The organism is Parvibaculum sp., assembly GCF_039973015.1.
Classification (GTDB): Bacteria; Pseudomonadota; Alphaproteobacteria; order Parvibaculales; family Parvibaculaceae; genus Parvibaculum.
In genome coordinates, this window is record NZ_JBDWLT010000002.1 from 187433 (window position 1) to 211227 (window position 23795).

Below are 23795 nucleotides of genomic sequence, written 5' to 3' on the forward strand. Positions count from 1 at the left end.
GCATTGGCCGGGACGAGAGGCAATGGAAGAGGGCTTAGCCCGCCTTCGCGTATTTCTTGCGGTCGTTCGGGTCGAGCCAGCGCTTGCGCAGGCGAATCGACTTCGGCGTCACTTCCACCAGTTCGTCCTGCTCGATATAGGCAATCGCCTGTTCGAGCGTCAGCGGGCGCGGCGGCGTCAGGCGCACGGCTTCGTCCTTCGACGTCGTACGGATATTGGTGAGCTGCTTTGCCTTCAGCGGGTTCACGTCCATGTCGTCGGGCCGTGCATTCTCGCCGATGATCATGCCGCGATAGACCTTCACGCCGGAGCCGATGAAGAGAGTGCCGCGTTCCTCGAGATACCAGAGTGCGTAGGGAACGGAGTCGCCATCGCCCGTCGAAATCAGCACGCCGTTGCGGCGGCCTTCGATTTCGCCGCGATAGGGCTCATAGGCCAGAAAGATGCGGTTCATCACGCCGGTGCCGCGCGTGTCGGTCAGGAATTCGCCGTGATAGCCGATCAGGCCGCGCGAGGGGCAGTGGAAGATAATGCGCGTCTTGCCCGCACCGGTCGGCCGCATGTCGACCATTTCGCCTTTGCGGTTCGAAATCTTCTCGATAACGACGCCGGTATATTCATCGTCGACGTCTACCGTCGCTTCCTCGATGGGTTCGAGGCGCTTGCCGTTCTCGTCCTCGCGGTAAAGCACACGGGGACGCGAGATCGAAAGCTCGAAGCCTTCGCGGCGCATGTTCTCGATCAGAACGCCGAGCTGCAATTCGCCGCGGCCCGCCACTTCAAAGGCGTCGCGGCTTTCGCTGTCCGACACCTTGATGGCGACGTTCGATTCCGCTTCCTTCAACAGCCTTTCGCGGATGACGCGCGATTGCACCTTCGTGCCTTCGCGGCCGGCCAGCGGGCTGTCATTGATTGAAACGGTGATCGAGAGCGTCGGCGGATCGATCGGGAGGGCGGCAATCGCTTCCGTCACGGACGGGTCGCAAATCGTGTCGGCGACGGTGCCTTCCTGAAGGCCGGCGATCGCGACGATGTCGCCCGCCATGGCTTCCTCCACCGGAACGCGCTGGATGCCGCGGAACGCAAGCACCTTGCTGAGGCGGCCTTTTTCGATGGTGGCCACATCGCCGTCTTTCGGCTGACGCAGCACCTGCACGTTCATGTTCGGCTTCGCCGTGCCTTTTTCGATGCGGCCGGTGAGAATGCGCCCGAGATAGGGGTCGCTCTCGATGGTCGTGACAAGCATCGCGAAGGGTTCGGTCTCCGAGCCGTCGTTCAGGGCAGTGGGTTCGGGGAAGTGGCTGAGGATTTTGGCGAAGAGCGGCTTCAGGCCGTTATCCTTCGCATCCGGGGCGTTCAGGTCTTCCGTTGCCCAGCCCTGCTTCGCGGACGCGAAAATGGTCGGGAAGTCGAGCTGTTCGTCCGTCGCGCCAAGGGCTGCGAAAAGGTCGAAAGCCTCGATATGCACTTCGTCGGCGCGCGCGTCCGGCCGGTCCACCTTGTTGATGAGCACGATGGGTTTCAGACCGAGGGCCAGTGCCTTCGAGGTCACGAACTTCGTCTGCGGCAGCGGGCCTTCAGCCGCATCCACCAGCAGCACCACGCCGTCCACCATCGAGAGAATGCGCTCCACCTCGCCGCCGAAGTCGGCATGGCCGGGCGTGTCGATGATGTTGATGCGGGTGTGGGTGCCGTCCTCTTCGATCCAGTCGACGCTGGTGGGCTTGGCGAGAATGGTGATGCCGCGCTCGCGCTCCAGGTCGTTGGAGTCCATCACGCGCTCGGCAACCTGCTGGTTGTCGCGAAAGGTGCCGGACTGGCGCAGGAGCTGGTCGACCAGCGTCGTCTTCCCATGGTCAACATGGGCGATGATCGCGATATTCCGAATAGACATTATGTTCCGCCGGGGCATGGGCGTTTTCGGGAACGGAGGCCACCTGGTCTGCGAAGGGGGCTTTCCGTCCGGAAAACGCGAAAAAATCGGGAATCCGGCGGCCCGGCCGCGCAAATCGGAGGAGGCGCGGGGACGGCAGGAAATTGGGCGCCTTATAGCGGTTTCAGCCCTTCGCCACAAGATTTCCTTCGCGGGTGCGGAACAAGCCCCGGGGCAGGGTTAATTCCCCGCCCCGCACAGCCTTATTTTGCTGCGAGTGCCTGTTTCATGACGGCGGCGCCCTGCTCCATCATGCCGCGCACAGATGCTTCCGCCTCGGGGGGCAGAAAGTCGGCGAGCCAGACGAGGCGGCAGGCGGTCTCCCCCTCCGGGATGACCTGAAACGAGGCATGATGATGGCTCATCAGCTCGTTCGGCCTCACGGAATAGGCGAGGCGCATGGCCTCTCCGTCGAGGTCCACGATGAGTTCCTGCGCGATGAAGCCGGTCTCGAAGGTCACCGTCCGCAGGTTTCCCTCAAGCCTCGTGTCCGTCACGAAGCCCGGCACGAAGCGTGTGTGGATCGCCCCCACGTCGCGCACGGCGTCCCAGACGCTTTCGGCGGGAGCGGCGATCGGCATGTCCAGTCTGATCGACGTCATGTCATTCCTCACTTAAGGCAAACGGCTTCGACATTGTTGCCGTCCGGGTCGATGAGGAAAGCCGCATAATAAGTCGGCGCATAATCGGCGCGGATGCCGGGTGCGCCATTGTCCTTGCCGCCTGCTTTCAGCCCCTCTTCGTGAAACCCGTCCACTGCCGCCCGGCTGGGCGCCGCAAAGGCGAGGTGAATGCCTTTCCCCGCGCCCTTCGCGAGATAGAGCGCGGGCGTCTTTGCGCCGAAGCCCTTCATCGCCGCATCGTCGTAACAGAGTTTTGCGCCCAACGGTTTCAGCGCCGCGCCGTAGAACTCGGTCGCCTTGCCAAGGTCCTTCACCTTCAATTCGATGTGGTCGTACATCGTCTGTCCTCCGTTGTGGCGCGCGACATCCGCGCGCCTCTCGAAGGTCAGCGTGGCAGGGGAGGGCTCAGGCGTTCTTGGAGGAAGTTGCGCTCGCCTTTGGCCATCTTCCGGAATTCGCGCGGCGAGACGCCTGCTGCCCGGCGGAAGGTGCGCACGAAGTTCGACAGGTCGCCGAAGCCGACATCATAGGCTATGCCGGTCACGCTGCGTTCCTCGTTCGCGAGAAGCCGCGCCGCGTGGCGGAGCCGGGAGCGCACGAGATATTGATGCGGCGTCACGCCCAGCACCTTCGTGAAGCTTCGCAGAAAATGGTAGAGGCTGAGGCCCGCTTCGTGCGCCGCCTCTTCGAGGCCGATATCGCGGTGCGAATATTCGTCCATAAAGAGCGCGGCACGGACCGCGCGCCTGCGCTCAGGCGCGCTTGCCGTCACGCTTCTTTCCGTGGTGCCCGTCGCGACTTCGACGAAACGTCCTGCGAAAAGGAGGCCCGCCTCGTCGAGGCCGACATCGCTACGCCCTTCGGCTGCCGCCTGCGCCAGTTCGCCCAGCACCATCATTTCCGGCAGCGGCGGCAAATGCGTCAGACGGCGCAGGGCCGCGCTCCCGCTGATCGTTTCGGCAAGCTCGGGCGCGAGCTGAAAGGCGAGGCATTCGTCGCCGCAGACATGGTGGTCATGGGTGCAGACATATTCGTCGCCCGCATGACCGACGAGCACGGAGCCCGCTACCATTTCGGCGGCTTTTCCTTGTGCGTGATAGCCAAATGTACCCTCGCGCACATAGGAGATCGAGAACACCTCATGCCATTCGGCATAGGGCGCTTCCGCTTCTCCGGCCTCGCAGCGGTAATCCACCGCCGCGACCGCGCCGTCGCTCAATCGGGTCGCTGTCACCATGGGGTCAGTTTACGCCTCTTCGGAAGGGCCCGCCACGGTGCCGGAAGGAAGCGGCCGGAACTTGGCAAAAATTGCGGTTCCGGCCATTCCCGTTATTCCTGACGCTGCGCTTCCAGCGAAATGGTGATCGTCACCTCATCGCCCACCATCGGCACATATTTGTCGATGCCGAAATCGGAGCGCTTCAGGCTCGTCGTGGCGTTGAAGCCGACGGCCTTCATGCCTTCCTGCATCGGATAGTCGCCCTTCTTGGTGAAGGTCGTGTCGAGCGTCACCGGCTTCGTCACGCCATGCATGGTGAGGTCGCCGGTGATCTTGCCGGTCTCCTCTCCCGTCCGCTCGATGGAGGTCGACTTGAAGCTCATGTCGGGGAATTCCTCGACACTGAAGAAATCCTCACCGCGCAGGTGCTCGTCGCGCTCCTCGTGGCCCGTATAGACGGAAGCAGGCACGATCTTGACGTCGACCGAGCTTGCTTCCGGGTTTTCCTCGTCGAGGTTGATGGTGCCGCTCACATCGGAGAAACGGCCATAGGTGGTCGAGAAACCGAGATGGTTGATCTCGAAGCCGAGATAAGTGTGCGAGGTGTCGATCTGGTAGGTGTCGGCGGCCAGCACCGGCGTCGCGAGAAAGGCGAGGGCGGCGGCAGCGGCGGCAAGGCGGGTCATTTTCATTTGGGTTCCTCCGGGTGGGCATTTCGGGATGCCCGAGCTTAGAGGCTCATGCGCGGGGGGCAAGGTTTCGCGGCGGTCGCGGATTCCTTTGCGGAAATTGGTACTGGCGGAAAAGGGCGGATTCCCTCTTAATCCCGGCCCATGTCCGGTAGCGCGCCTCCCATCTCCCGTCTTTATGTCGTCTCTCTCGTCGGCATTCTCTGCCTCGTCTTCATGGTGAGCCAGTTCCTGCGCTCGTCCACGGGCGTCATCGCGCCCAACCTGATGGACGATCTGGGGCTCCGGCCAGAGGGGCTTGGCCTTCTGTCGGGGGCCTTCTTCCTCTCCTTTGCCTTTTCGCAGATCCCGGTCGGCATCCTGCTAGACCGTTACGGCGCGCGCGTCACCATGATCGGCTCGGTCGGCATCGCGGTTCTCGGCTGCTTTGCCTTTGCTTTCGCGCGTAACGAGATGGAGCTGACCGCTGCCCGTGTCCTGATGGGGCTTGGCTGTTCCTCCATGCTCATGGGCCCCTTGATGATCTATCGCCGCTGGTTCCCGGCCGAGCGTTTCGCCTCGCTTTCCGGTATCCAGATTTCGCTCGGCACCATCGGCGCGCTGATGGCGACAGCGCCGCTCGCCTTCACGACCGAGCTTTTCGGCTGGCGGGAAAGCTTCATGGGCGTCGGCGTCATCACGCTTGTCCTTGCCATCGCTATGGGTTTCATCGCGCGCGACACGCCGCCGGGCATGGCGCCGCCGCCGCGTTCCTCCGAAACGCTGCGCCAGAGCATCGGCGGCACGGCCGAGGTCGCGCGGGACCGTTCCGTCTGGCCGCTCTTCATCATGATTTCCTGCGGCTATGCGAGTTTCGCCGCCATGCAGGCGCTCTGGGTCGCGCCCTATCTTTCCGATGTGCATGGGCTGGACCTCACTGCGCGCGGCCATGTCCTTTTCGGCATGACGGGCGGGCAGGTCGTCGGCCTCTATCTCTGGGGCCATGCGGAGCGGCTCACCGGCAGCATCAAGAAGCCGATCATGGCGGGCGTCGTCCTTTCCGCCTCGATCCTCGTCCTTCTCGCGGCCCTCGATCATCCGCCGCTCTGGCTCGTCGCCACGCTCTTCATCGTGCTCGGCCTCAATGCGGGCTATACGCCGCTTCTCCTCGCGCATGGCCGGCTCGTCTTTCCCGACAGGCTCGCGGGCCGCGGCATCACGCTTCTCAATTTCGGCAACATGACGGGCGTCTTCGCGCTGCAGGCGCTGACCGGTGCGCTGATCGGCTTTCTCTGGCGTTCCGGCATCGGCACGGAGGCGGGATACCGTCTTACCTTCGCCTCGCTTGCGCTCGTGCTTCTTGCCGCGCTCGCCTATTATTCGACCATCCGCGATACCAGTTCCCGCGCCATCACGGAGCGTGGCTGAACACAAGGAGAAGAAAATGGCAAAGCAGTTCCCGTCGATCACGACCGAACTCAAGGCGTTCATCGAGCGTCAGCACATTTTCTTCACTGCGTCCGCCACGGCCGACAGCCGCATCAACCTCTCGCCCAAGGGGCTCGACGGGTTGCGCGTTACCGGGGAGAACGAAGTTGTCTTCCTCAACCGCACAGGCAGCGGCAACGAGACGGCGGCGCATATGCTCGCCGACGGCCGCCTCACCATCATGTTCTGCGCCTTTGACGGCCCGCCCATGATCCTGCGTCTCTATGGGCGCGGGCGCTGTGTCCCGCGCGGCTCGGATGAATATGCGCGCTATCTCGAAAGCGCCTTCGGCGGCGATGAGCCCGCTGGCGCGCGCCAGATCGTCATTCAGGATATCGATCTCGTGCAGACGTCATGCGGCTTCGGCGTGCCGCTCTACGACTACAAGGACGAGCGCCCCTCGCTTGTGCGCTGGGCGGAGTCGAAGGGCGAGGATGGCATCCGCGACTACTGGCGCGAGAAGAACATGGTCAGCATGGACGGGCTCTCGACGGGCATGGACTAGGCCGTCGCCACGGCCTCTCTCTGCGCCGTAACCTCTTCCTCCACCGGTATCTCCTCCAGCGCGAGGTTGGTGATGAACTGCTTGGCGCAGGCGTCCCAGGCGAAGTTCATCGCATAGGCCCTCGCGTCGTCGCGGTTGAGTTCAAGCGCTGCCATGCACGCGGTCTTCAGGTCGTCGTCCAGCGCGCCGGCCTTCGTGCCATCGGCTGTGAAGGCGAGGACGTCGCCCGGTCCCTGCACCGGGTAGCCTGCGATGGGCGTTCCCGCCGCCATCGCCTCGATCAGCACGAGCCCGAAGGTGTCGGTCTTGCTCGGAAACACGAAAACATCCGCCGCCGCATAGGCCTCCGCCAGTTCCTCGCCGAAGAGCGGCCCGGCGAAATGCGTGTCGGGAAACTTCTTTTTCAGGTGTTCCAGACGCGGTCCGTCGCCCACAACCATCTTGGTGCCGGGCAGGTCGAGTTCCAGAAAGGCGTCGATATTCTTCTCGACCGCCACACGCCCGACATTGAGCCAGACGGGGCGTGCCAGCCCGCGCGGATGCGCGTCCGCGAGATCGGGTCTCGGATGATAGAGTTCGGTGTCGACACCGCGCGACCAGATCACCGGCTCGCCGAAGCCACGCTGGCGAAGCTCGTCCTGCAATGAAGGCGTTGCCACCATCACGGCCGTCGATTTCGCATGGAAGCGGCGGAGAAACGCATAGCCCCATGAAAGGGGAATGCCGGTGCGCGCGTTCAGATATTCGGCGAAGCGCGTATGGAACGAGGTCGAGAAGGGAATCTTCTTGCGAATGCAGAAGCTCCGCGCCGCCATGCCGAGCGGGCCTTCCGTCGCAATGTGGATTGCGTTCGGGTTCGCCGTCTTGATCATCCGCGCGACCTTGCGGCCCGGAAAGAGTGCGAGGCGGATCTCCGGGTAGCTCGGCATCGGCACGGTGGTGAACTGGTCCGGCTTGATGAAGGTCACTTCATGGCCGTGCGAGGTCAGGTTCTGAATGAGTTGCTGGAGTGTGCGTACCACGCCGTTCACCTGCGGCGGGGCCGCGTCGGAAACGATGACGATGCGCAAGGGCTCGCAGGAGCGGCCGACGTCGCGCGGCAGGGGTTTCCCGCGCAGGCGGCCAAGAAGTCTTGCCACGCGGCGCTTCTTGCGGGGCGTGACGGGAATCGTTTCGGAATTATGGGGCATGTCAGGCAGCTGTTGGCACCGGTTGGGGCATGTCGTCTTCATCCGCCGTTTCCGTCTCGCCATTCGCGAGGTCGGTGTCCCAGGAGAAGGTCTGCCAGGTCATGAGGGAGAGCGCGCCTGCTTCGTCTTCACAGAGCGCTGTGCAGCTTTCCACCCAGTCGCCGTCATTGCAGTAGAGTACGCCGTCGAAATCGCGGATTTCCGCATGGTGGATATGGCCGCAGATCACGCCGTCGACGCCGCGTTCTCTTGCGGAGCGGGCGACGGCCTGTTCGTAGCTCGAAATATATTCGACCGCGTTCTTCACGCGGTTCTTGAGATAGGCCGAGAGCGACCAGTAGGAGAGGCCGAAGAAGCGGCGTATCTCGTGCAGCCAGTTGTTGAGAGCGAGCGCCATGCCATAGGCGCGGTCGCCGAGATGGGCGAGCCATTTCGCATATTTGACCACGCTGTCGAACTGGTCGCCGTGAATTACGAGAAACTCGCGGCCATCCGCTGTTTCGTGGATCGCCTCACCGACCACGTCGACCCCGCCGAAATTGAGGCCGGTATAGTCGCGCAGCGCTTCGTCGTGATTGCCGGGTACATAGATGATGCGCGCGCCCTTGCGCGATTTGCGCAGCAGCTCCTGCACCACCGCGTTATGCGCGGCATTCCAGTACCATGACCGCTTGATCCGCCATCCGTCGATGATGTCGCCGACGAGGTAGAACGTATCCGCGTCGTTGTGGCGGAGAAAATCGAGCAGCAGTTCCGCCTTGCATCCGGGCGTGCCCAGATGAATATCGGAGAGGAAGATCGTCCTGTGCTGCTTGCGGTGTTTGGGCCGGGGGCCGAGCAATCTTTCGTCGAGCCCGTTGCGTCTTGCCCTGGCGCGGGCGGCTTCCTTGCGGGCTTTCCTGGCGGCCTTGGCGGCGTTTTCCTTCGCCGGGCGGCTGGCCTTGTCGAACAAGGTGCTATCGAACAATGTCATGTGCCCGATCTTTCATCGCGCCTGTCTCGTGCTGCGCGGTTAGTGCGAATCGTTTTCGTGTCTTTCTTCACGACGGGAATATGGGTGCGCTGCAACAAGCTCTCGTGACGGTTCGGTGACGGTTTTGTGACAGAGCGGCTTTTTGCCTGCGGCGTTTGGCCTTCCAACCCCTTGGAAAGGCGGGGCTTTTCCTGTGCTAGGCTGAAGCCTTGAGGATGACGGGAATATGCGTGTTCTGATTATCGAGGATAACCGCCGCCTTGCGGCGCTGGTCGCGAAGGGCTGCGAAGCGGCAGGCTTTGCTGTCGATATCTGTCACGATCTCGACGAGGGGCGCTCTGCGCTTGCCACCGCGCGCTACGATCTCGCCATCCTCGATCTTGGCCTGCCGGATGGCGACGGGCTTGGCCTGCTCGCCTCGCTCCGCCGGCAGGGAAGCGAGCTTCCCGTTATCGTGCTCACGGCCCGCGATGCGCTCGAAGCCCGCGTCGAGGGGCTCAATGCCGGTGCCGACGATTATCTTCTCAAGCCTTTCGCGATGGAGGAGCTTGTCGCGCGCATTCGCGCTCTGCTCCGCCGTCCGGGGCAGGCGCTTGGCCGCAAGCTCACGGCGGGCAATGTCGAGTTCGACACCGTTGCGCGCGAGGTGGCCGTGGGCGGCGTCGCCACTGTTTTTTCCCGCCGCGAGACAGACCTGCTCGAAATTCTGCTTCGCCGCCAGGGACGTGTCGTGCCGAAGGATGCGATCGAGGAAAGTCTTTATGCCTTTGGCGACGATGTTTCCTCGAACACGATCGAGGTTGCGGTCCATCGCCTGCGCAAGCGTCTGGAGGAGACGGGCGCCGATATTCAGGTACATACGTTGCGCGGCATCGGCTATGTGCTGAGTCCTGCGGCATGACGGGCTTTTTCCGCAGCTTGTCCGGTTCCTCGCTGACGGCGCGACTGACGCGGCGTGTGCTTGTCATTGTTGCCGCAAGTTTCCTGCTGCTGCTTGTCATTCTGAAGATTCAATATCTGACGCAGCGCGACACGCTGCGCGACCGCGATCTCGCCGCACAGGCGGCGGACATAATTGCGCATACGGTGATCGATGCGGATGGGGTTCCCCGTGTCGATCTGCCCGCATCGCTCGCAGCGGCCTATAGCCGTCCCGACCGGCAATATGTCTATCTCGTTCTCGATGCGGAAGGCCGCGTTCTCGCCTCGCCGCATGAAATAGAAGCGCCGCTCGCGCCCATTCCGGCATCGGCGGATGATCGCTATTTCAGCCATTCGGCCGTGACGGGGCGGGGCCTTTATTACGGCATCACCGTTCCCTTCCCGAATACGGACCCGCGGCTTTATATGCAGGTCGCGCAAGGTTCGGTTCATCCCGATGTGCTGGCTGACTCCATCGTCGCGGAGTTTCTCGAACAATCATGGGCTTTTCTCCTCGCTCTCGGCATTGGCATTTCCGCCATCACTGTCTGGACGGTCCGCCAGTCGCTCGCGCCGATGAGACGGCTGTCCGTCATGGCACGGGGCATCGGCCCCGCCTCCCTCGACCGCCGATTGCCGGAAGACAATCTTCCCTCCGAGATCACACCGCTCGTCCACGCGGTCAATACCTCGCTCCAGCGCATTGAAAGCGGCTACAGGCGCGAGCGCGAGTTCACGGCAAATGCGGCGCATGAGTTGCGCACGCCGCTTGCCGTTCTCAAGGCCAATATCGAAACGCTGTCGAGCCTCGATGAAGTGCCGCAGCTGATCGACGAACTTGGCGATATCGAGCGTCTCGTGACACAGCTTCTTCGCCTCGCGCAGGCGGACAATCTGGAACTTCGTCCGGGCGAGGAGGCGGATCTTCATGCCGTCGCGTTTGGCGTTGCCGGGCAGATGGCGCCTGCGGCGCTCGCGGAGGGCAAGTCCATCGCGCTCACGGGTGAGGAAGAGCCTGTTCGTGTGCGGGGCAATGCCGATTTCCTTGCGCTTGCCCTTCGCAATCTCGTCGAGAATGCGCTTGCTCACACGCCGCGCGGCAGCAGCGTCGAAATCAGGGTGGGGAAGGATGCCAGTCTCGCCGTCATCGACGACGGGCCGGGTGTCCCGCCTGCCGATGCCGCCCGGATATTCCAGCGCTTCGTGCGCGGGAAACCGGGTGCCTATAAGGGCGCCGGTCTCGGCCTTTCGATTGCCCAGCGCGTTGCCGCGGTTCACGGCGGGGGCATCGAAGTCAGTCGCGCGCCGGGGAGGGGGGCTGTTTTCATCCTCAAATTGCCCGGAAATCCGCCACTTTCTTCTTTGTAAGGTTCTTGTAAGCGAGGGCCGGTGAACTCGGCTTGCCGGGGACGCGAAAGCGTCCTGTCTGGCGCATGCATTGCCACCGGAACCTCGAATGCCTCTTTCAAGCCTGTCCAAGGCCCTCCTGCAACGGCTCGCCGCTTTGCGGCTGCCTCCGGTTCATCCGCTGGTTCTGGCGCTGGCCGTCTCCGCTCTTTTCGTCCTTTTCTATAATGGCCAGCTCTGGTCGGCGGTTCTTGGCTGGTGGCCCGGCCGCTCGCTGCACGATCTCGCCTTCATCGCTTCGGTCGGTCTCTTCCTTGCGGCCGCGTTCAATCTGGTGCTTCAGCCCTTTGCCTTTCCGCGTGTGCTGAAGCCGGTTCTCGTCCTTCTCATTCTCGCGGCGGCGGGGGTCTCCTGGTTCGCCTCCAGCTATGGCGCGATGATGGACCGCAGCATGATCGCGAATGTAGTCGAGACGGATTCGCGTGAGATCGGCGACCTGCTGAGCACCGGTTTCCTGCTTCACATGGCACTGTTCGGTGTGTTTCCTGCGCTTGCCATCTCTCTCGTGCCGGTCCGGCTTGCGGGGCTTCGCCGCGAGGCGATCTATCGAGGTGCCACGATTCTCGGCAGCGTCGCGCTGGTCGGGCTCATCGCCGCCTTGTTCTTTCAGGATTATGCAGTTCTCGTGCGCGGGCATCGCGAGGTCCGCTTCATGATAAACCCGTCCGCCGCCGTCTATGCTTCCCTGCGTTATGCGACGGCTGTGCCCGAGGGGCTGACGGCGCAATTCACGCGCGTGGCCGACCATGTGGATCGTGGTGTTCTTCCGGCAAGCGCTGGCGGCAAGAAGACGGTCCTTGTCTTTGTCGTCGGTGAGACGGCGCGTGCGGATCACTTCTCCCTCAATGGCTATGCGCGCGAGACCAATCCCGAACTCGCGAAGCGCGATGTGGTGAGCTTCGGCGAGGTTCGCTCCTGCGGCACCTCCACGGCCGAATCCGTGCCTTGCATGTTTTCCGACCTCGCCCGCTCGGACTATTCCGCCGCCAAGGCAGGCTCCCGCGAGAATCTTCTCGATATTCTGGTCCGTGCCGATGTCGATGTGCTCTGGCTTGAAAACAATTCAAGCTGCAAGGGTGTTTGCGCGCGCGTGCCGCAAGAGACGACATGGGAACTCAACGATACGCAATATTGCGACGGCGGCGAATGCCTGGACGATCTCCTCGTCCGGCAGCTTCGTGAGGCGATTGCCCGTGACAATGGCCGCGATCTCGTGGTCGTGATGCACCAGATCGGCAGCCACGGTCCGTCCTATTTCAAGCGCTATACGCAAGACTACCGTGTCTTTGCGCCGACTTGCGAGACGAACCAGCTTCAATCCTGCACGCAAGACGAGATCGTGAACACCTACGACAATTCGATCCGATACACCGATCACTTCCTTGGCGATACGATAGACGTTCTTGCGCAGGCGTCGGATCGCTTCAATACCGCGTTGCTCTATGTTTCGGATCACGGCGAATCCCTCGGCGAGGGCGGTATGTATCTCCACGGCATGCCCTATATGTTCGCGCCGGAGACGCAGAAGCATGTTCCGATGGTGTTCTGGGCCTCGCCCGGTTACCGCAAGGCTTCCGCGCTCGACATGGCTTGCGTACGCGGCGATGCGGGCAGGGAATACAGCCACGACACGCTCTTTCATTCGGTTCTCGGCATGTTCGGCGTCCGCACGGAGGTCTACCGAACTGATCTTGATTTTCTCGCGCCCTGTCGTCCGGGCGCGCCGGTCGCTCACGTGGCGGGCTTGCCCGCCCCAGACCAGACGGCTCACCCGTGAGCGATGCGTCCCTGCCGTTCCTGCGCCGTAAGGCGCTGCGTTCGCCGGAGGTCGTGCTGTCGCTTGCCGCCCTCGCCCTCTTCACGTTCTGGCCGTCCATTCACGTTCTCGACTTCAGGTTGGAAACGCCGTTCTTCGATGCAGCGGCGGGCTCATGGTTCTTCCCGCCCGACGACAGGGGCGTCCTTTTCTGGCTGCTCTATCGCGGTCCGAAAATCTTTCTCGTCGTTGCCGGCGTCTCCGCGCTTCTCTGGCTCGTGTGGCGCGGCTTCATGAAGCGCTGGCGGGCTGTCGATACACGCTTCCTGCTCGCTCTTCTCGTTCTGGGCCTGACGCCTCTTTTCGTCGGCTTGCTCAAGAACTCGACGGGGGTCTCCTGTCCGGTTCAGGAAACGCTCTTTGCGGGGCCTTATGCGCATGCCGCGATCTGGGATCGTCTCTTCGCGCTTGTTCCGTCCAATGAGCATCTTCGATGCTGGCCCGCCGGTCATGCCGCCGCCGGGTTCGGCCTTCTCGGCATCCGCGTTCTCGCGCCTGCGGGGTCGCGTCTCTCCTGGGCATATCTCGCGCCGGGGCTTGCAGGCGGGTGGGTGCTCGGTCTCTACCAGATGGCACGGGGACAACATTATTTTTCTCACACTGTCGTTACCATGGCGATCGCCCTCATCCTCTCCGCAGCTGCCTGCATGATTCTTGATCGGATCGAGGAACGCGGTTGACCGGGGATTAGTTTTTCAGGCTAATCGGACATCGTGTGCATTTCTTCACATGTGACGTTTCGATGACATTCGTGTGACAACAACCCCCGGATATCCCCGCTTTGGCTCTCCGCCGCTTCATCCACATCATTCTCAATCCCACTGCGGGCAGGCGTAATCGCCGTCTTCTCGACGATGTCGTTGGACGGCTTCATGCCGCCGGCGCGGATGTCACGATCGAGCTCACGGAGGCCGCCGGACATGCGACGGATCTCGCGCGCGCCGCTGCCCGCTCGGGCAAGGCGGATGTGATCGTCGCTGCGGGCGGTGACGGCACGATCAACGAGGTGGCGCGCGGGCTTCTGGGGCAGGGTGTGCCGCTCGGCATCGTGCCGCTCGGCACGGCAAACGTCCTCGCCGTCGAGATAGGTCTTCCTCCGAAGGCGGATGAAATCGCGTCCATGCTTCTCGGTGGGCCGGCGGAGCTTGTTGGCACAGGCCTCGTGCAGGGCGAGATATTTCTCATGATGGTCGGCATCGGCTTCGATGGCGAAATCGTGCATGGCATCGATCCGAATCTGAAGCGCCTTTGGGGAAAGGGTGCTTTCATCTGGTCGGGTCTGAAGACCTGGGCGCGCGGGCCCGCACATGACATTCGCTTTGTCGTCGATGGACGTGAAAAGCGCGCCGCCTGGGCCCTTGTCACGAATGGCCGTCACTATGCTGGCCCTTACGTGCTGGCGCCCGATGCAAGCATCACTCAGCCGGGGCTGACGCTCTTTCTCTTTCACAAGCCGTCGCGTTTCGCCTTCGCGATCTATCTTGCGGGGCTCGGCCTTGGCATCGTTCCGCGCCTTCCAGGCGTCGAGGTGCTTCCCGCGCGTCACATCAATGTGCTCGGACCTGAAGGCCTTGCGGTTGAGGTCGATGGCGATGATCGCGGTTTTCTGCCGCAGGTCATCGAGCGCGGGACGCAGTTTCTCAGAATGGTTATTCCGGGCTAGGCCGCGTCTGCGTTCGCGTCGAAGCGCGGGCGGCCGATGCCGTTGCGCGAGGGCAGTTCCGACATGGCGCGCCAGCGCGCGTAATAGTCGGTGAGCGAAACGGAGATGCCGTCCGAGCCCATGATGCGTGCGTGGTCGCGTTTGAGTTTGCGGGGTTCGGCGACACCGCAGGAATGCGCGATCATGCAGACCTCATATGTCACGCGCTCGGCATAGCGCTTTACGCGTTCTGCCTTGTCGGTCACGTCGAGGCCGCGTTGCAGCCTCTTGTTATGCGTGGTGACGCCTGTGGGGCAGGTATTCTTGTTACACTGAAGTGCTTGAATGCAACCGAGTGCGAACATGTAGCCCCGCGCGGAAGAAACAAAATCGGCGCCGACACAAAGGGCCCAGGCGACTTCCGCAGGTGTAATGAGTTTGCCGCTGGCATTGATGCGGATGCGCGATTTCAGCTTGTGACGTTCCAGCGCATCGCAAAGCATGGGCAGGCTTTCCCAGATCGGAAGCCCCACATAGTCGATGAGCGGCATCGGTGCTGCGCCCGTTCCGCCATCGGCGCTGTCCAATGTGATGAAGTCCGGCGCGTTTTCGATGCCACGCGCGTTGATTTCCTTGCAAAAATCGTCCAACCAGTCATAGACGCCGAGCACCATTTTGAAGCCCACGGGCTTTCCCGTCACCTCGCGCACATGGGAAATGAAGTCGAGCAGGTCCGGGACGTTTTCAATTTCCGCGTGGCGGTTCGGGCTGATCGAATCCGCGCCTTCGGGAATGCCGCGAATATGCGCGATCTCTGCCGTCACTTTCGCGCCGGGCAGAATGCCTCCCTTGCCGGGCTTTGCGCCCTGGCTGAGCTTGATCTCGAACATCTTTACCTGGGGGAGCGCTGCGATCTCGCGCAACTTCTCGTCGGACATCGCACCGGCATCATCGCGGCAGCCATATTTCGCGGTGCCGATCTGGAAGACGATGTCCGCGCCGCCTTCGAGATGGAAAGGTGAGAGCCCGCCTTCGCCGGTATTCATCCAGACGCCCGCCATGCGCGCGCCATTCGACAAGGCGAGTACGGCGGGTTTTGAAATTGCGCCATAGCTCATGCCGGAAATATTGTAGATTGAGGCTGTGCGATAGGGTGTACGTGCGTGAGGTCCGATTTCGACGACCGCCGTGTCCGCCGCGTCCTGATCGAGCGGCGGGAAGGGGCAGTTTGCGAAAGTGACTGTGCCGGCGGGTCGCAGGTCACGCGTCGATCCGAAGGCGACCGTGGTGTCGACGCCTTTTGCGGCGCGATAGACCCAGGCGCGTTGTGCGCGGTTGAAGGGCAGTTCCTCTCGATCCATCGCGAAGAAGTACTGCCGGAAATATTCGCCCAGCGCTTCGAAGATGTAGCGGAAGCGGCCGATCACGGGATAATTGCGGCGCACGGCATGCTTCGTCTGCGTGCTGTCGATGACATAAAGCGCGATGACGGCAAGCAGGAGGCAGCCGATACCCATGATGAAGAGAGCGGAGAGTATGTCGACGATCTGCCAGAGCGCGGAGCTGTTAAGCGCGTCGGCGATATTTTTCAATGTCGTGCCGAACATCTTCTTCCCCCGCCTTCATGCCCCGGTCATATCTGATGAGGCGCTCTATGGGACGCCCGATGTTACGTCCGATCTTACGCGCCGGGCAATGACGCTTCCGCGACACGTGTCGGCCCATCTGAGACGGGTAGCGGTTCGAGTACGCGCGGCGCAGGCCGCTCGTTCGCCGCAGCGACTGCGGTTTCGGTATCCCCTTCGGCAATCGAAAGCCGCAAGCCCACAGCCGCGCTCGCCGTCTCGCGGACATTCTGCCCCGGCAGAGGGGCGAGCACCTTGGGTGCCGGGCGATAGGCGATGGATGCCACCGTTGATGTCACCGTTTCTGATGCAGGTACGATGCTGACTGCATGCCCGATGGCGGGTTTCAGGATGTCCGTGACATCGATCTTGGGCGTAAGCGCGGCGATGGCGCGGTTCACTACGCGCTCGCGTTCATTCTGCCAGATACGGATGACGCGTGCGAAATAGCGGTCGCCACGCGCCTCGCTCTGCGAATGATAATTTGCGACGGCTTCCGGCCATGAGCCCGACCGCTTGTGCAGGCGCATCAGGAAATCGGCACCATAGGCGACATTCGTCATTGGATCGAAGCCATCTTCGAGGCTCGCAAAGGCGTCGGGGTGGTAGCGCAGATTCACCTGCATGCAGCCGATGTCGATCGAACGCATGCCGCTGGCGAGCAGCGCTCGCGTCTTGGCGACGGCGTCAGCTTTGCTCTTGAAATAGTAGGGGCGGCCTTCGGCGTTGATTGTCCAGGGCCAGGCGCGCGCCTTGCGTGTCTTTGCGTCATAGCGGCCGGACTCGGCCATCGAGACGGCGGCGAGAAGCGCGCGGGGGAGACCGTGCTGCCCTTCGTGATGGATCGCCGCATCCTCACAGAGCATGGCAGGGTTCGTTTCATCGATGATGGCGGCATCTGGCGCGGGTGCGGCATATGCGCGGCTCGCGAGGGCGAAGAGGCCATAGGCCAGTACGCCCAGAATGATGTGTCGTGCCGACGGTGCCCGGTGATCGCTCCGGTGATTGCCGTGGCTGATGCGATGCGTCCTCATGAAGTTCTTCAAGCCCTTCTCGCGGTCGATATCGGGATTCATGGTGACGGCAAGACATTAAAAAACCTTTGGGCCCCCTTGAGGATGGAAGGATGGTCCTCGGATGGATTCGCTTCAGCGTTTGCTGCGTCGCAACAGCAGGTGATGGTGGCCGGGAATGTCCGGGGTGGGATACCCCTCCGCTGCACTGCGGTATTACGCCTCAGGTTTTGGCAAATCGAGGCCCTGCGTTGTCTAAAAAAACTGCGCTATGCCAATAAGTTGGGCGAAAATATTTTTTGCTGCACTGCGCAAGAAATTTTGAATTTCGGCCTTGATTTGTGTGCAGCGCAATGTCACCTTGTGCATCGCGGCATCGGTTGAGACTTTCTCCCGCTGCCGCAGCCCTTCCTGGGCGTTTCCTCCCTAAACTTGGGCCCTGGTTCGCCAGGGCCCCTTTTTTTGTCTGGAGCCTGGAACCGGCAGAAAATAGGGAGTTTTCAGAAGGCCGCGCCGCGTATGCCGGTCTCAAGCGCCGACCAGTCGCATTTCGCCATCTCGGCGGCGAAGGCCGCCATGTCATCACGCACCTGCACAAAATTCTCCGATCGCTCCAGCCTCAATTCGTCCATATAGAGGGCCCGGTTGATTTCGATCTGGAGGGTGTGAAGCCCCTGCGCCGGCCTGCCGTAATGTTCGGTGTTGAAGCCGCCGGCATAGGGGTTGTTGCGGGTGACGCTATAGCCGAGGCGGGTGAGGGCCCGTTCGGCTTCGGCGGTCACCACGGCCGCGCATGAGGTGCCGTAGCGATCGCCGAGTACGATATCCGGCCGGTCGAAGCCATTGTCGTCGTCGGCGGGCCCGCCAACCGATGGCATCGAGTGGCAGTCGATCAGCACCGCACAGCCGAAGCTTTTGAGGGTTTGTTCAAGAAGTGCCCGCAGCGCCTCGTGGAAAGGCATGTAGAGATGTCTGATCCGCTGTTCGGCAACGGCATAGGCGAGGGGCTCGCGGTAAATCTCCGCCGAATCGGCCACGACCCGGGCGATCGTGCCCAGACCGCCTGCGACGCGCAGCGAACGTGTGTTCACATGGGGCGGCAGCGGTTCTGCGAACATTGTCGGGTCAAGTTCATAGGGCTCGCGATTCGCATCCAGATAGGCGCGGGGAAAGCGGGCCTGCAGAAGCGGGGCTCCCAGCGTTACCACGCCGCCGAAAAGTTCCTCGACGAAGCAATCCTCCGAGCGGCGCAGCGTTACGGGATCGAGGTTTGAACCCTGTATGAAGGCTTCGGGATAGCACCGCCCGCTATGAGGCGAACTGAAAACGAAGGGGATATTCTGCGTGGCAGGCCTTGTGACGAGGATTGGATGTTCGAAGAGCCCGGCTTCGTCGTCGGCCAAGCCCGCAATGTCCGGCGTGCTGCCGGTTTCGCCCGTATCGGGGTATGTTTCGCGGGTTGTCTCAGGGACCAGATCCATCGGGAGGGGCTGCCTGCCTTGTCACCATTACCGGCGCCGGGGCGCATTTGCGAAAGCATAGCATGATGCGCCGGGAGCGACAGGGCGCGGAGGGCAAAGAGCCTCGTCTCTCTGCGGGGGGCCGTCAGAGGCCGGAAAATTGAACCGGAAAAGCGCCATTCCATACTTGCTTCACACCCTGTTTACTCTTCACGCCTTAGTGTCCTTCCTGAGAATCGCGGGTGGTCCTAGGCTGCGGCGACCCTTGAAAATGCGGGCAATCTGAAGACGAGCGGGCTGGGCAAATGGCACGAATTCTCCTCGCGGAAGACGATGAATCCATGCGCCGGTTTCTGGCCAAAGCGCTGGAAAATGCCGGGCATGAGGTCGTGCCCTGCGGCAAGGGCGATGAGGCTCATGGCTGCTTGAAAGAAGATGTGTTCGATATCCTTCTGACCGACATCGTGATGCCGGAAATGGACGGCATTGAGCTTGCCCGGGTGGCGGCCGAACTCGACCCCACGCTCAAGATCATGTTCATCACCGGTTTTGCGGCCGTCGCGCTCAACCCGGAAGTTTCCGCCCCTCGTGAGGCAAAGGTGCTTTCAAAGCCTTTTCACCTGCGTGATCTGGTGGCGGAAGTGGACCGGCTGATGGCGGCGGCGTGAGGCGAGCGAATTTGGGGCTCTGGTCCCTTGTTTCCGGCTTGTCTTTGCGGTTTATCCTAGATATACGAACGGCCTCCGGTCGATTGCGGTCGGCGAATGCCAAAGGCGTTCGAAATCTCCCTATGGCAATGGGCGTGTAGCTCAGCGGGAGAGCACTTCGTTGACATCGAAGGGGTCACAGGTTCAATCCCTGTCACGCCCACCATTGCCCCCCAATTTTGTCAGTAGATTTACGGTCCGGGCGGTTTTTGCCGTTTCCCTTGCGACATGCTGGCAAATTGCCATTTTAGCGCCGGGACAAATGGCCTATTCCAGACTGACCGTGCCGACATGGCTTCCCGCTTCGCGATGCGCCATTTCGCCGTCAAATAACAATGCCTAACGGGCGACAGTCTCAAGAGCGATATTCATGAAGTTCGATACCTCATCCCTGAAGACGTTTTCGCCTCGCACCGCGCTGATCGGTGTCGGCGCGATTTTGATTGCCCTCTTCGTCGTGATCTTCGTCTACCGGCTTTATGGAACGGTCATGGGGCAAGGAGAGCAGGGCGGGTATCCGGTTCCTGTTGTCGAGGTGATCGAGGCCAGCAAAGAGGAAGTGGACCTCAAGGTTTCCGCTCTGGGTACGCTTCAGGCCGATCAGGCGATCACGGTCAGGCCGGAGATTACCGGCATCGTCACCAGCATAGACTTTACGGACGGCACACGGATCGAGGAAGGCGACACCATCGTTACGCTCGATGACAGAGACCTCAAGGCGCGGTTGATGCAATCCGAGGCACGGTTGACGCTGACCCGCGCCAATTATCAGCGTGCCGAAAGACTGCTGAAGCAGGGTTCGGGCACGGCGCGCGCGCGCGATGAGGCGCTCAACGATTTCAAGTCGGCAGAAGCGGAGGTTGCGGCGACCGAGACAGCTCTCGACAAGGCGACGATCAAGGCGCCGTTTACCGGCATCATTGGTCTGCGTCAGGTGAGCCTCGGGCAGTTCCTTACGGCGGGCGATCCGATAGCAACGCTCGCCGATGTGGACAATCTGCGGATTGATTTTCAGGTTTCCGAAGTCTTCCTGACAGAAGTTGGCAAGGGGCAGGAAGTGAATGTCACCTTCGATGCGCTGCCCGATCAGATTTACAAGGGCGTTGTGAGCGCCGTCGATCCTGTCGTGAGTGTGGAGGGGCGTGCACTAAGTGTGCGCGCTGTCATCCAGAACGTTGACGGCAAGCTTCGGCCCGGCCTTTTCGGCCGTGTCGAGATCGTCACGGACAGGCGGCGTTCGATCATGCTGCCGGAAGCTGCCATCGTCACGACGCCGACAGGTGAGAGGGCCGTCTTCAAGGTGAAGGATGGTCATGCGCAGATGGCTCCCGTCACGATCGGTACGCGCATACCGGGCGAAGTGGAAATCCTCTCCGGCGTCGAAGATGGCGAGACGGTTATCGTAAGCGGCCAGCTCAAGGTACAGAACGGCGCCCCCATCGAGATTGCGAATGGCGAGGACACGGACGCCGGAGCGCCGGAGGCCAACAACAACGCAACTGCGGCCGAATAGGCAGGGAAAAGCGACGTGAACATTTCCGAGCTCTTCATCCGCCGTCCGGTTTTTGCAACGGTCGTGAGCCTCATTCTGGTGCTGGTGGGATTTGTTTCCTACGAGCGTCTGTCGGTGCGCGAGTATCCTGAAATCGACGAACCTGTCGTCACCGTGACAACGACCTATCGCGGTGCGAGTGCTTCGGTGATCGAACGCGAGGTGACCCAGCCCCTCGAAGATTCGATGGCCGGCATCGAAGGCATCGAGGTGCTTTCCTCTACGAGCCGCGCCGAAGAGAGCCAGGTGACGGCCCGCTTTACGCTTGAAACTGACCCGGATGTCGCGGCGAGCGATGTGCGCGACCGTGTAGGCCGCGCACGCGGACTGCTGCCGGACGAGATAGACGAACCGATCATCGCGAAGGTCGAGGCGGATGCTCAACCGATCATGTACATCGCTTTCAAGAGCGATCGCATGTCGGAGCTCGAGATCACCGACTATCTGGACCGCATCGTGACCGACCGGTTGCAGAACCAGCCCGGCGTTGCGCAGGTCAGCATCTTCGGTGGCCGCGAATATTCCATGCGTATCTGGGTCGACCGTTCGCGGCTCGCCGCCTATGGGCTGACCGTGCAGGATGTCGAGAATGCGGTGCGGGCGCAGAATGCGGAAATCCCTTCCGGCCGCATCGAAAGCATCGACCGGGAATTTACGGTGCTTGCGAAGACCGCGCTTCAGACGCCTGAGGAGTTCGGCAACATCGTCGTCAAACAGGCAGACGGCTTCCAGGTACGCCTCAATCAGGTGGCCCGGGTGGAAGTGGCTGCTGCCGACGAGCGCCGGTCTGCAACCTACAACGGCGAAACGTCGATCTCTCTTGGTGTCGTCAAGCAGGCAACGGCCAATCCGCTTGAAGTCGCGGCCAATATCCGGCAGGCGCTGAGCGATCTTGCACCGACGCTTCCCACGGGTATGTCGTCATTCGTCGGTTACGATACCTCGGTCTTCATCGCGGAATCGATCAGCTCGGTTTACGAGACGATTTTCGAGGCGGTGCTTCTCGTGGTGCTCGTCATTTTCGTTTTCCTGCGGACGATCCGGGCATCGTTTATTCCGGTCGTCACAATTCCGATTTCTCTCATCACCAGCTTTGCGATCATGCTGATGCTCGGCTTCAGCATCAACACCTTGACGCTTCTCTCGATGGTGCTCGCCATCGGTCTCGTGGTGGACGACGCCATCGTGATGCTTGAGAACATCTATCGGCATATCGAGGAAGGAAAGCCGCCGTTCCGCGCCGCGATCGAAGGCTCGAAGGAAATTACCTTTGCCGTCATCGCAATGACGCTGACGCTTGCTGCCGTTTATGCGCCGGTCGGTTTCGCCGAAGGCCGGACGGGCAAGCTCTTTCTCGAATTTGCGCTCACGCTGGCCGCGACGGTCGTCGTTTCAGGCTTTGTTGCCTTGACGCTGACGCCGATGCTTTGCTCCAAGCTGCTCAGGCATGAAACGAAGGAAAGCCGCATTCAGCGCTGGCTGCGCGAGCGCTTGGAAGAGCTGGATGAGGGTTACAAGAACACGCTTACGAAGGCGCTTGTGCGCCGCAAGCTGATCGTGGGCATTGCGGCGGTGATGGCGCTTTCCTGCGTTGGCCTTTTCATGGTGCTCAAGCAGGAACTGGCGCCTTTCGAAGACCGGGGCACGCTTCTTGTCGTCGGTCAGGCGCCGCAAGGTGCGACGCTCGAATTCTCACAGCGTTATGCCAAGCAGCTCCAGAACCTCTATGTCGATGTTCCAGAGGTTGCGGGTTATCTCGTCGTGTCCGGCTTTCCGCAGATCACAGACCTCATTTCCTTTGCGCGGCTGGTGCCGTGGGACGAGCGCAGCCGAACGCAGCAGGAAATCATCGCTACGCTGCAACCGAAACTCGGGAAAATTCCCGGCATCATGGCCTTTGGCGTCAATCCGCCCTCTCTCGGGCAGAGCGGTCGGTCGCAGCCCGTCGAATATGTGATTCAAGCCTCCGGGACGTATGAAGATCTCGAAGGTTACGTGAATGCCATGATGGATGAGATCCGGCAGAACGGCGGTTTCGTCAATCCGGATTCGAACCTCAAGTTGCAGAAGCCGCAGCTCGACATCCAGGTCAATCGCGACAAGGTTGTCGATGCCGGTATCGACGTTTCGACCGTGGGCCGCACCCTCGAAACGCTGCTCGGCGGTCGCCAGGTCACCCGCTATGAGCAGGGCGGCAAGCAATATGATGTCATCGTTCAGGTTGCCGCCGATGAGCGGCAGACGCCCACTGACATTCGCGATATCTATGTGCGCGGCGCCAAGGGTGAGATGGTGCAGCTTTCGAATCTGATCGAAGTGAGAGAAACGGTGGCGCCCAATTCGCTCAACCATTTCAATCAGCTTCGCGCGGCAACGATTTCAGCGTCGCTTATGCCGGGTTATTCGATGGGTGAGGCCCTCGAGTTTCTCGACACGACAGCGCAGCGCCTCCTGCCCACGAGTGCGCAAACCGATCTGGACGGTCAGCTTCGCGAATTCGTGAAGTCGTCGGGTACCATCGCGGTTACCTTCGCGCTGGCATTGCTCTTCATCTATCTGGTTCTGGCGGCTCAGTTTGAAAGCTTCATCGACCCGCTGATCATTCTCGTCAGTGTGCCGCTGTCGATTTCAGGCGCCTTGATGCTGCTCTTTCTGACGGACACGACACTGAATATCTACAGTCAGGTGGGACTGATTACGCTGGTGGGTCTTATCAGCAAGCACGGCATTCTGATTGTGGAGTTCTCGAACCAGCTCCGCGAGAAGGGGCATTCCGTCTACGACGCTGTGGTCGAGGCGGCGGGGCTTCGTCTGCGCCCGATCCTGATGACGACGGGCGCAATGGTGCTCGGGGCGTTGCCGCTCGCGCTTGCATCGGGTGCGGGGGCCGAGAGCCGCCGCTCCATCGGTTATGTGATTGTGGGTGGCATTAGTTTCGGTACGTTGCTGACACTCTTCGTCGTGCCCACCGTCTATCTCATCATCGCGGGCTGGCGCGAGCGGCGGCTCGAGGCCAAGACAGCCCAAGCCCCGAGTGTCCCGGCGGAATAGAA

The 23795-nt window shown here is 61.6% G+C and carries 21 protein-coding genes and 1 tRNA gene; 12 read left to right on the forward strand and 10 right to left on the reverse strand.

The features are described 5' to 3' along the window. Positions 1-34: 34 nt before the first annotated feature. The 5 genes from typA to ABJO61_RS01155 form a co-directional block, all read right to left on the reverse strand. Complete coding sequence (typA, locus tag ABJO61_RS01135) at positions 35-1894, reverse strand: translational GTPase TypA (protein WP_348323645.1); 1860 nt, start codon at positions 1892-1894, stop codon at positions 35-37. 242 nt (positions 1895-2136) lie between these two features. Continuing rightward, positions 2137-2535: an SRPBCC family protein gene (locus ABJO61_RS01140; RefSeq protein WP_348323647.1), complete on the reverse strand. Its 399-nt coding sequence runs from the start codon at positions 2533-2535 to the stop codon at positions 2137-2139. Between the two features lie 8 nt (positions 2536-2543). Continuing rightward, positions 2544-2894, reverse strand: coding sequence for a VOC family protein (locus ABJO61_RS01145; RefSeq protein WP_348323648.1), 351 nt, complete (start codon positions 2892-2894; stop codon positions 2544-2546). 47 nt (positions 2895-2941) lie between these two features. Next, positions 2942-3793 carry an AraC family transcriptional regulator gene (locus ABJO61_RS01150; RefSeq protein WP_348323650.1) on the reverse strand — a complete coding sequence of 284 codons (852 nt, stop codon included), beginning with the start codon at positions 3791-3793 and terminating at the stop codon, positions 2942-2944. 92 nt (positions 3794-3885) lie between these two features. Beyond that, a complete protein-coding gene (locus ABJO61_RS01155; protein ID WP_348323652.1) occupies positions 3886-4467 on the reverse strand; it encodes a YceI family protein in 582 nt (193 codons plus the stop codon). A 141-nt stretch (positions 4468-4608) separates the two neighbouring features. On the opposite strand from ABJO61_RS01155, the gene ABJO61_RS01160 reads away from it, so the two are divergent. Then, positions 4609-5871, forward strand: coding sequence for an MFS transporter (locus tag ABJO61_RS01160; protein WP_348323654.1), 1263 nt, complete (start codon positions 4609-4611; stop codon positions 5869-5871). A gap of 16 nt (positions 5872-5887) precedes the next feature. Continuing rightward, on the forward strand, positions 5888-6436 hold the full coding sequence (locus ABJO61_RS01165; RefSeq protein ID WP_348323656.1) for a pyridoxamine 5'-phosphate oxidase family protein: 549 nt from the start codon (positions 5888-5890) through the stop codon (positions 6434-6436). Here the strand turns inward: ABJO61_RS01165 and ABJO61_RS01170 are convergent. Beyond that, entirely contained in the window at positions 6433-7626 is a 1194-nt protein-coding gene (locus ABJO61_RS01170) for a glycosyltransferase family 1 protein (protein ID WP_348323658.1), read from the reverse strand. The genes ABJO61_RS01165 and ABJO61_RS01170 overlap by 4 nt on opposite strands. A gap of 1 nt (position 7627) precedes the next feature. Further along, positions 7628-8599, reverse strand: coding sequence for a UDP-2,3-diacylglucosamine diphosphatase (locus ABJO61_RS01175; RefSeq protein ID WP_348323660.1), 972 nt, complete (start codon positions 8597-8599; stop codon positions 7628-7630). A 226-nt stretch (positions 8600-8825) separates the two neighbouring features. On the opposite strand from ABJO61_RS01175, the gene ABJO61_RS01180 reads away from it, so the two are divergent. The 5 genes from ABJO61_RS01180 to ABJO61_RS01200 all read left to right on the forward strand — a co-directional run bounded on the left by ABJO61_RS01180 (position 8826) and on the right by ABJO61_RS01200 (position 14406). Next, complete coding sequence (locus tag ABJO61_RS01180; protein ID WP_348323662.1) at positions 8826-9500, forward strand: response regulator transcription factor; 675 nt, start codon at positions 8826-8828, stop codon at positions 9498-9500. Further along, positions 9497-10888, forward strand: a complete 1392-nt coding sequence (locus ABJO61_RS01185) for an ATP-binding protein (protein WP_348323664.1) — start codon at positions 9497-9499, stop codon at positions 10886-10888. Before ABJO61_RS01180 ends, ABJO61_RS01185 begins: the two co-directional genes overlap by 4 nt. 88 nt (positions 10889-10976) lie before the next feature. Further along, positions 10977-12704, forward strand: coding sequence for a phosphoethanolamine--lipid A transferase (locus ABJO61_RS01190; RefSeq protein WP_348323666.1), 1728 nt, complete (start codon positions 10977-10979; stop codon positions 12702-12704). Continuing rightward, positions 12701-13423 (forward strand): phosphatase PAP2 family protein, encoded by a 723-nt coding sequence (locus ABJO61_RS01195; RefSeq protein WP_348323668.1) that lies wholly within the window; start codon positions 12701-12703, stop codon positions 13421-13423. Before ABJO61_RS01190 ends, ABJO61_RS01195 begins: the two co-directional genes overlap by 4 nt. A 101-nt stretch (positions 13424-13524) precedes the next feature. Continuing rightward, positions 13525-14406: a diacylglycerol kinase family protein gene (locus ABJO61_RS01200; protein ID WP_348323670.1), complete on the forward strand. Its 882-nt coding sequence runs from the start codon at positions 13525-13527 to the stop codon at positions 14404-14406. Here the strand turns inward: ABJO61_RS01200 and ABJO61_RS01205 are convergent. Then, a complete protein-coding gene (locus ABJO61_RS01205; RefSeq protein WP_348323672.1) occupies positions 14403-15992 on the reverse strand; it encodes an FMN-binding glutamate synthase family protein in 1590 nt (529 codons plus the stop codon). The genes ABJO61_RS01200 and ABJO61_RS01205 overlap by 4 nt on opposite strands. Positions 15993-16066: 74 nt before the next feature. Further along, entirely contained in the window at positions 16067-17044 is a 978-nt protein-coding gene (locus ABJO61_RS01210; protein ID WP_348323673.1) for a hypothetical protein, read from the reverse strand. Between ABJO61_RS01210 and ABJO61_RS01215 the strand changes: the two genes are divergently transcribed. Continuing rightward, complete coding sequence (locus tag ABJO61_RS01215; RefSeq protein WP_348323675.1) at positions 17021-17407, forward strand: hypothetical protein; 387 nt, start codon at positions 17021-17023, stop codon at positions 17405-17407. The genes ABJO61_RS01210 and ABJO61_RS01215 overlap by 24 nt on opposite strands. Before the next feature lie 116 nt (positions 17408-17523). Here ABJO61_RS01215 and ABJO61_RS01220 read toward each other — a convergent pair whose 3' ends face one another. Beyond that, positions 17524-18504, reverse strand: a complete 981-nt coding sequence (locus ABJO61_RS01220) for an N-formylglutamate amidohydrolase (RefSeq protein WP_348323677.1) — start codon at positions 18502-18504, stop codon at positions 17524-17526. Positions 18505-18788: 284 nt separating this feature from the next. Here ABJO61_RS01220 and ABJO61_RS01225 point away from each other — a divergent pair, with 284 nt between their 5' ends. The 4 genes from ABJO61_RS01225 to ABJO61_RS01240 all read left to right on the forward strand — a co-directional run bounded on the left by ABJO61_RS01225 (position 18789) and on the right by ABJO61_RS01240 (position 23793). Further along, the gene (locus tag ABJO61_RS01225; protein ID WP_348323679.1) at positions 18789-19151 is read left to right on the forward strand and encodes a response regulator; all 363 of its coding nucleotides are present in this window, start codon (positions 18789-18791) and stop codon (positions 19149-19151) included. Positions 19152-19281: 130 nt separating this feature from the next. After that, positions 19282-19356: transfer RNA gene (locus tag ABJO61_RS01230), tRNA-Val, on the forward strand. A 204-nt stretch (positions 19357-19560) separates the two neighbouring features. After that, positions 19561-20703, forward strand: a complete 1143-nt coding sequence (locus ABJO61_RS01235) for an efflux RND transporter periplasmic adaptor subunit (protein WP_348323681.1) — start codon at positions 19561-19563, stop codon at positions 20701-20703. 15 nt (positions 20704-20718) lie between these two features. Continuing rightward, positions 20719-23793, forward strand: a complete 3075-nt coding sequence (locus ABJO61_RS01240) for an efflux RND transporter permease subunit (RefSeq protein WP_348330626.1) — start codon at positions 20719-20721, stop codon at positions 23791-23793. Positions 23794-23795: the final 2 nt, after the last annotated feature.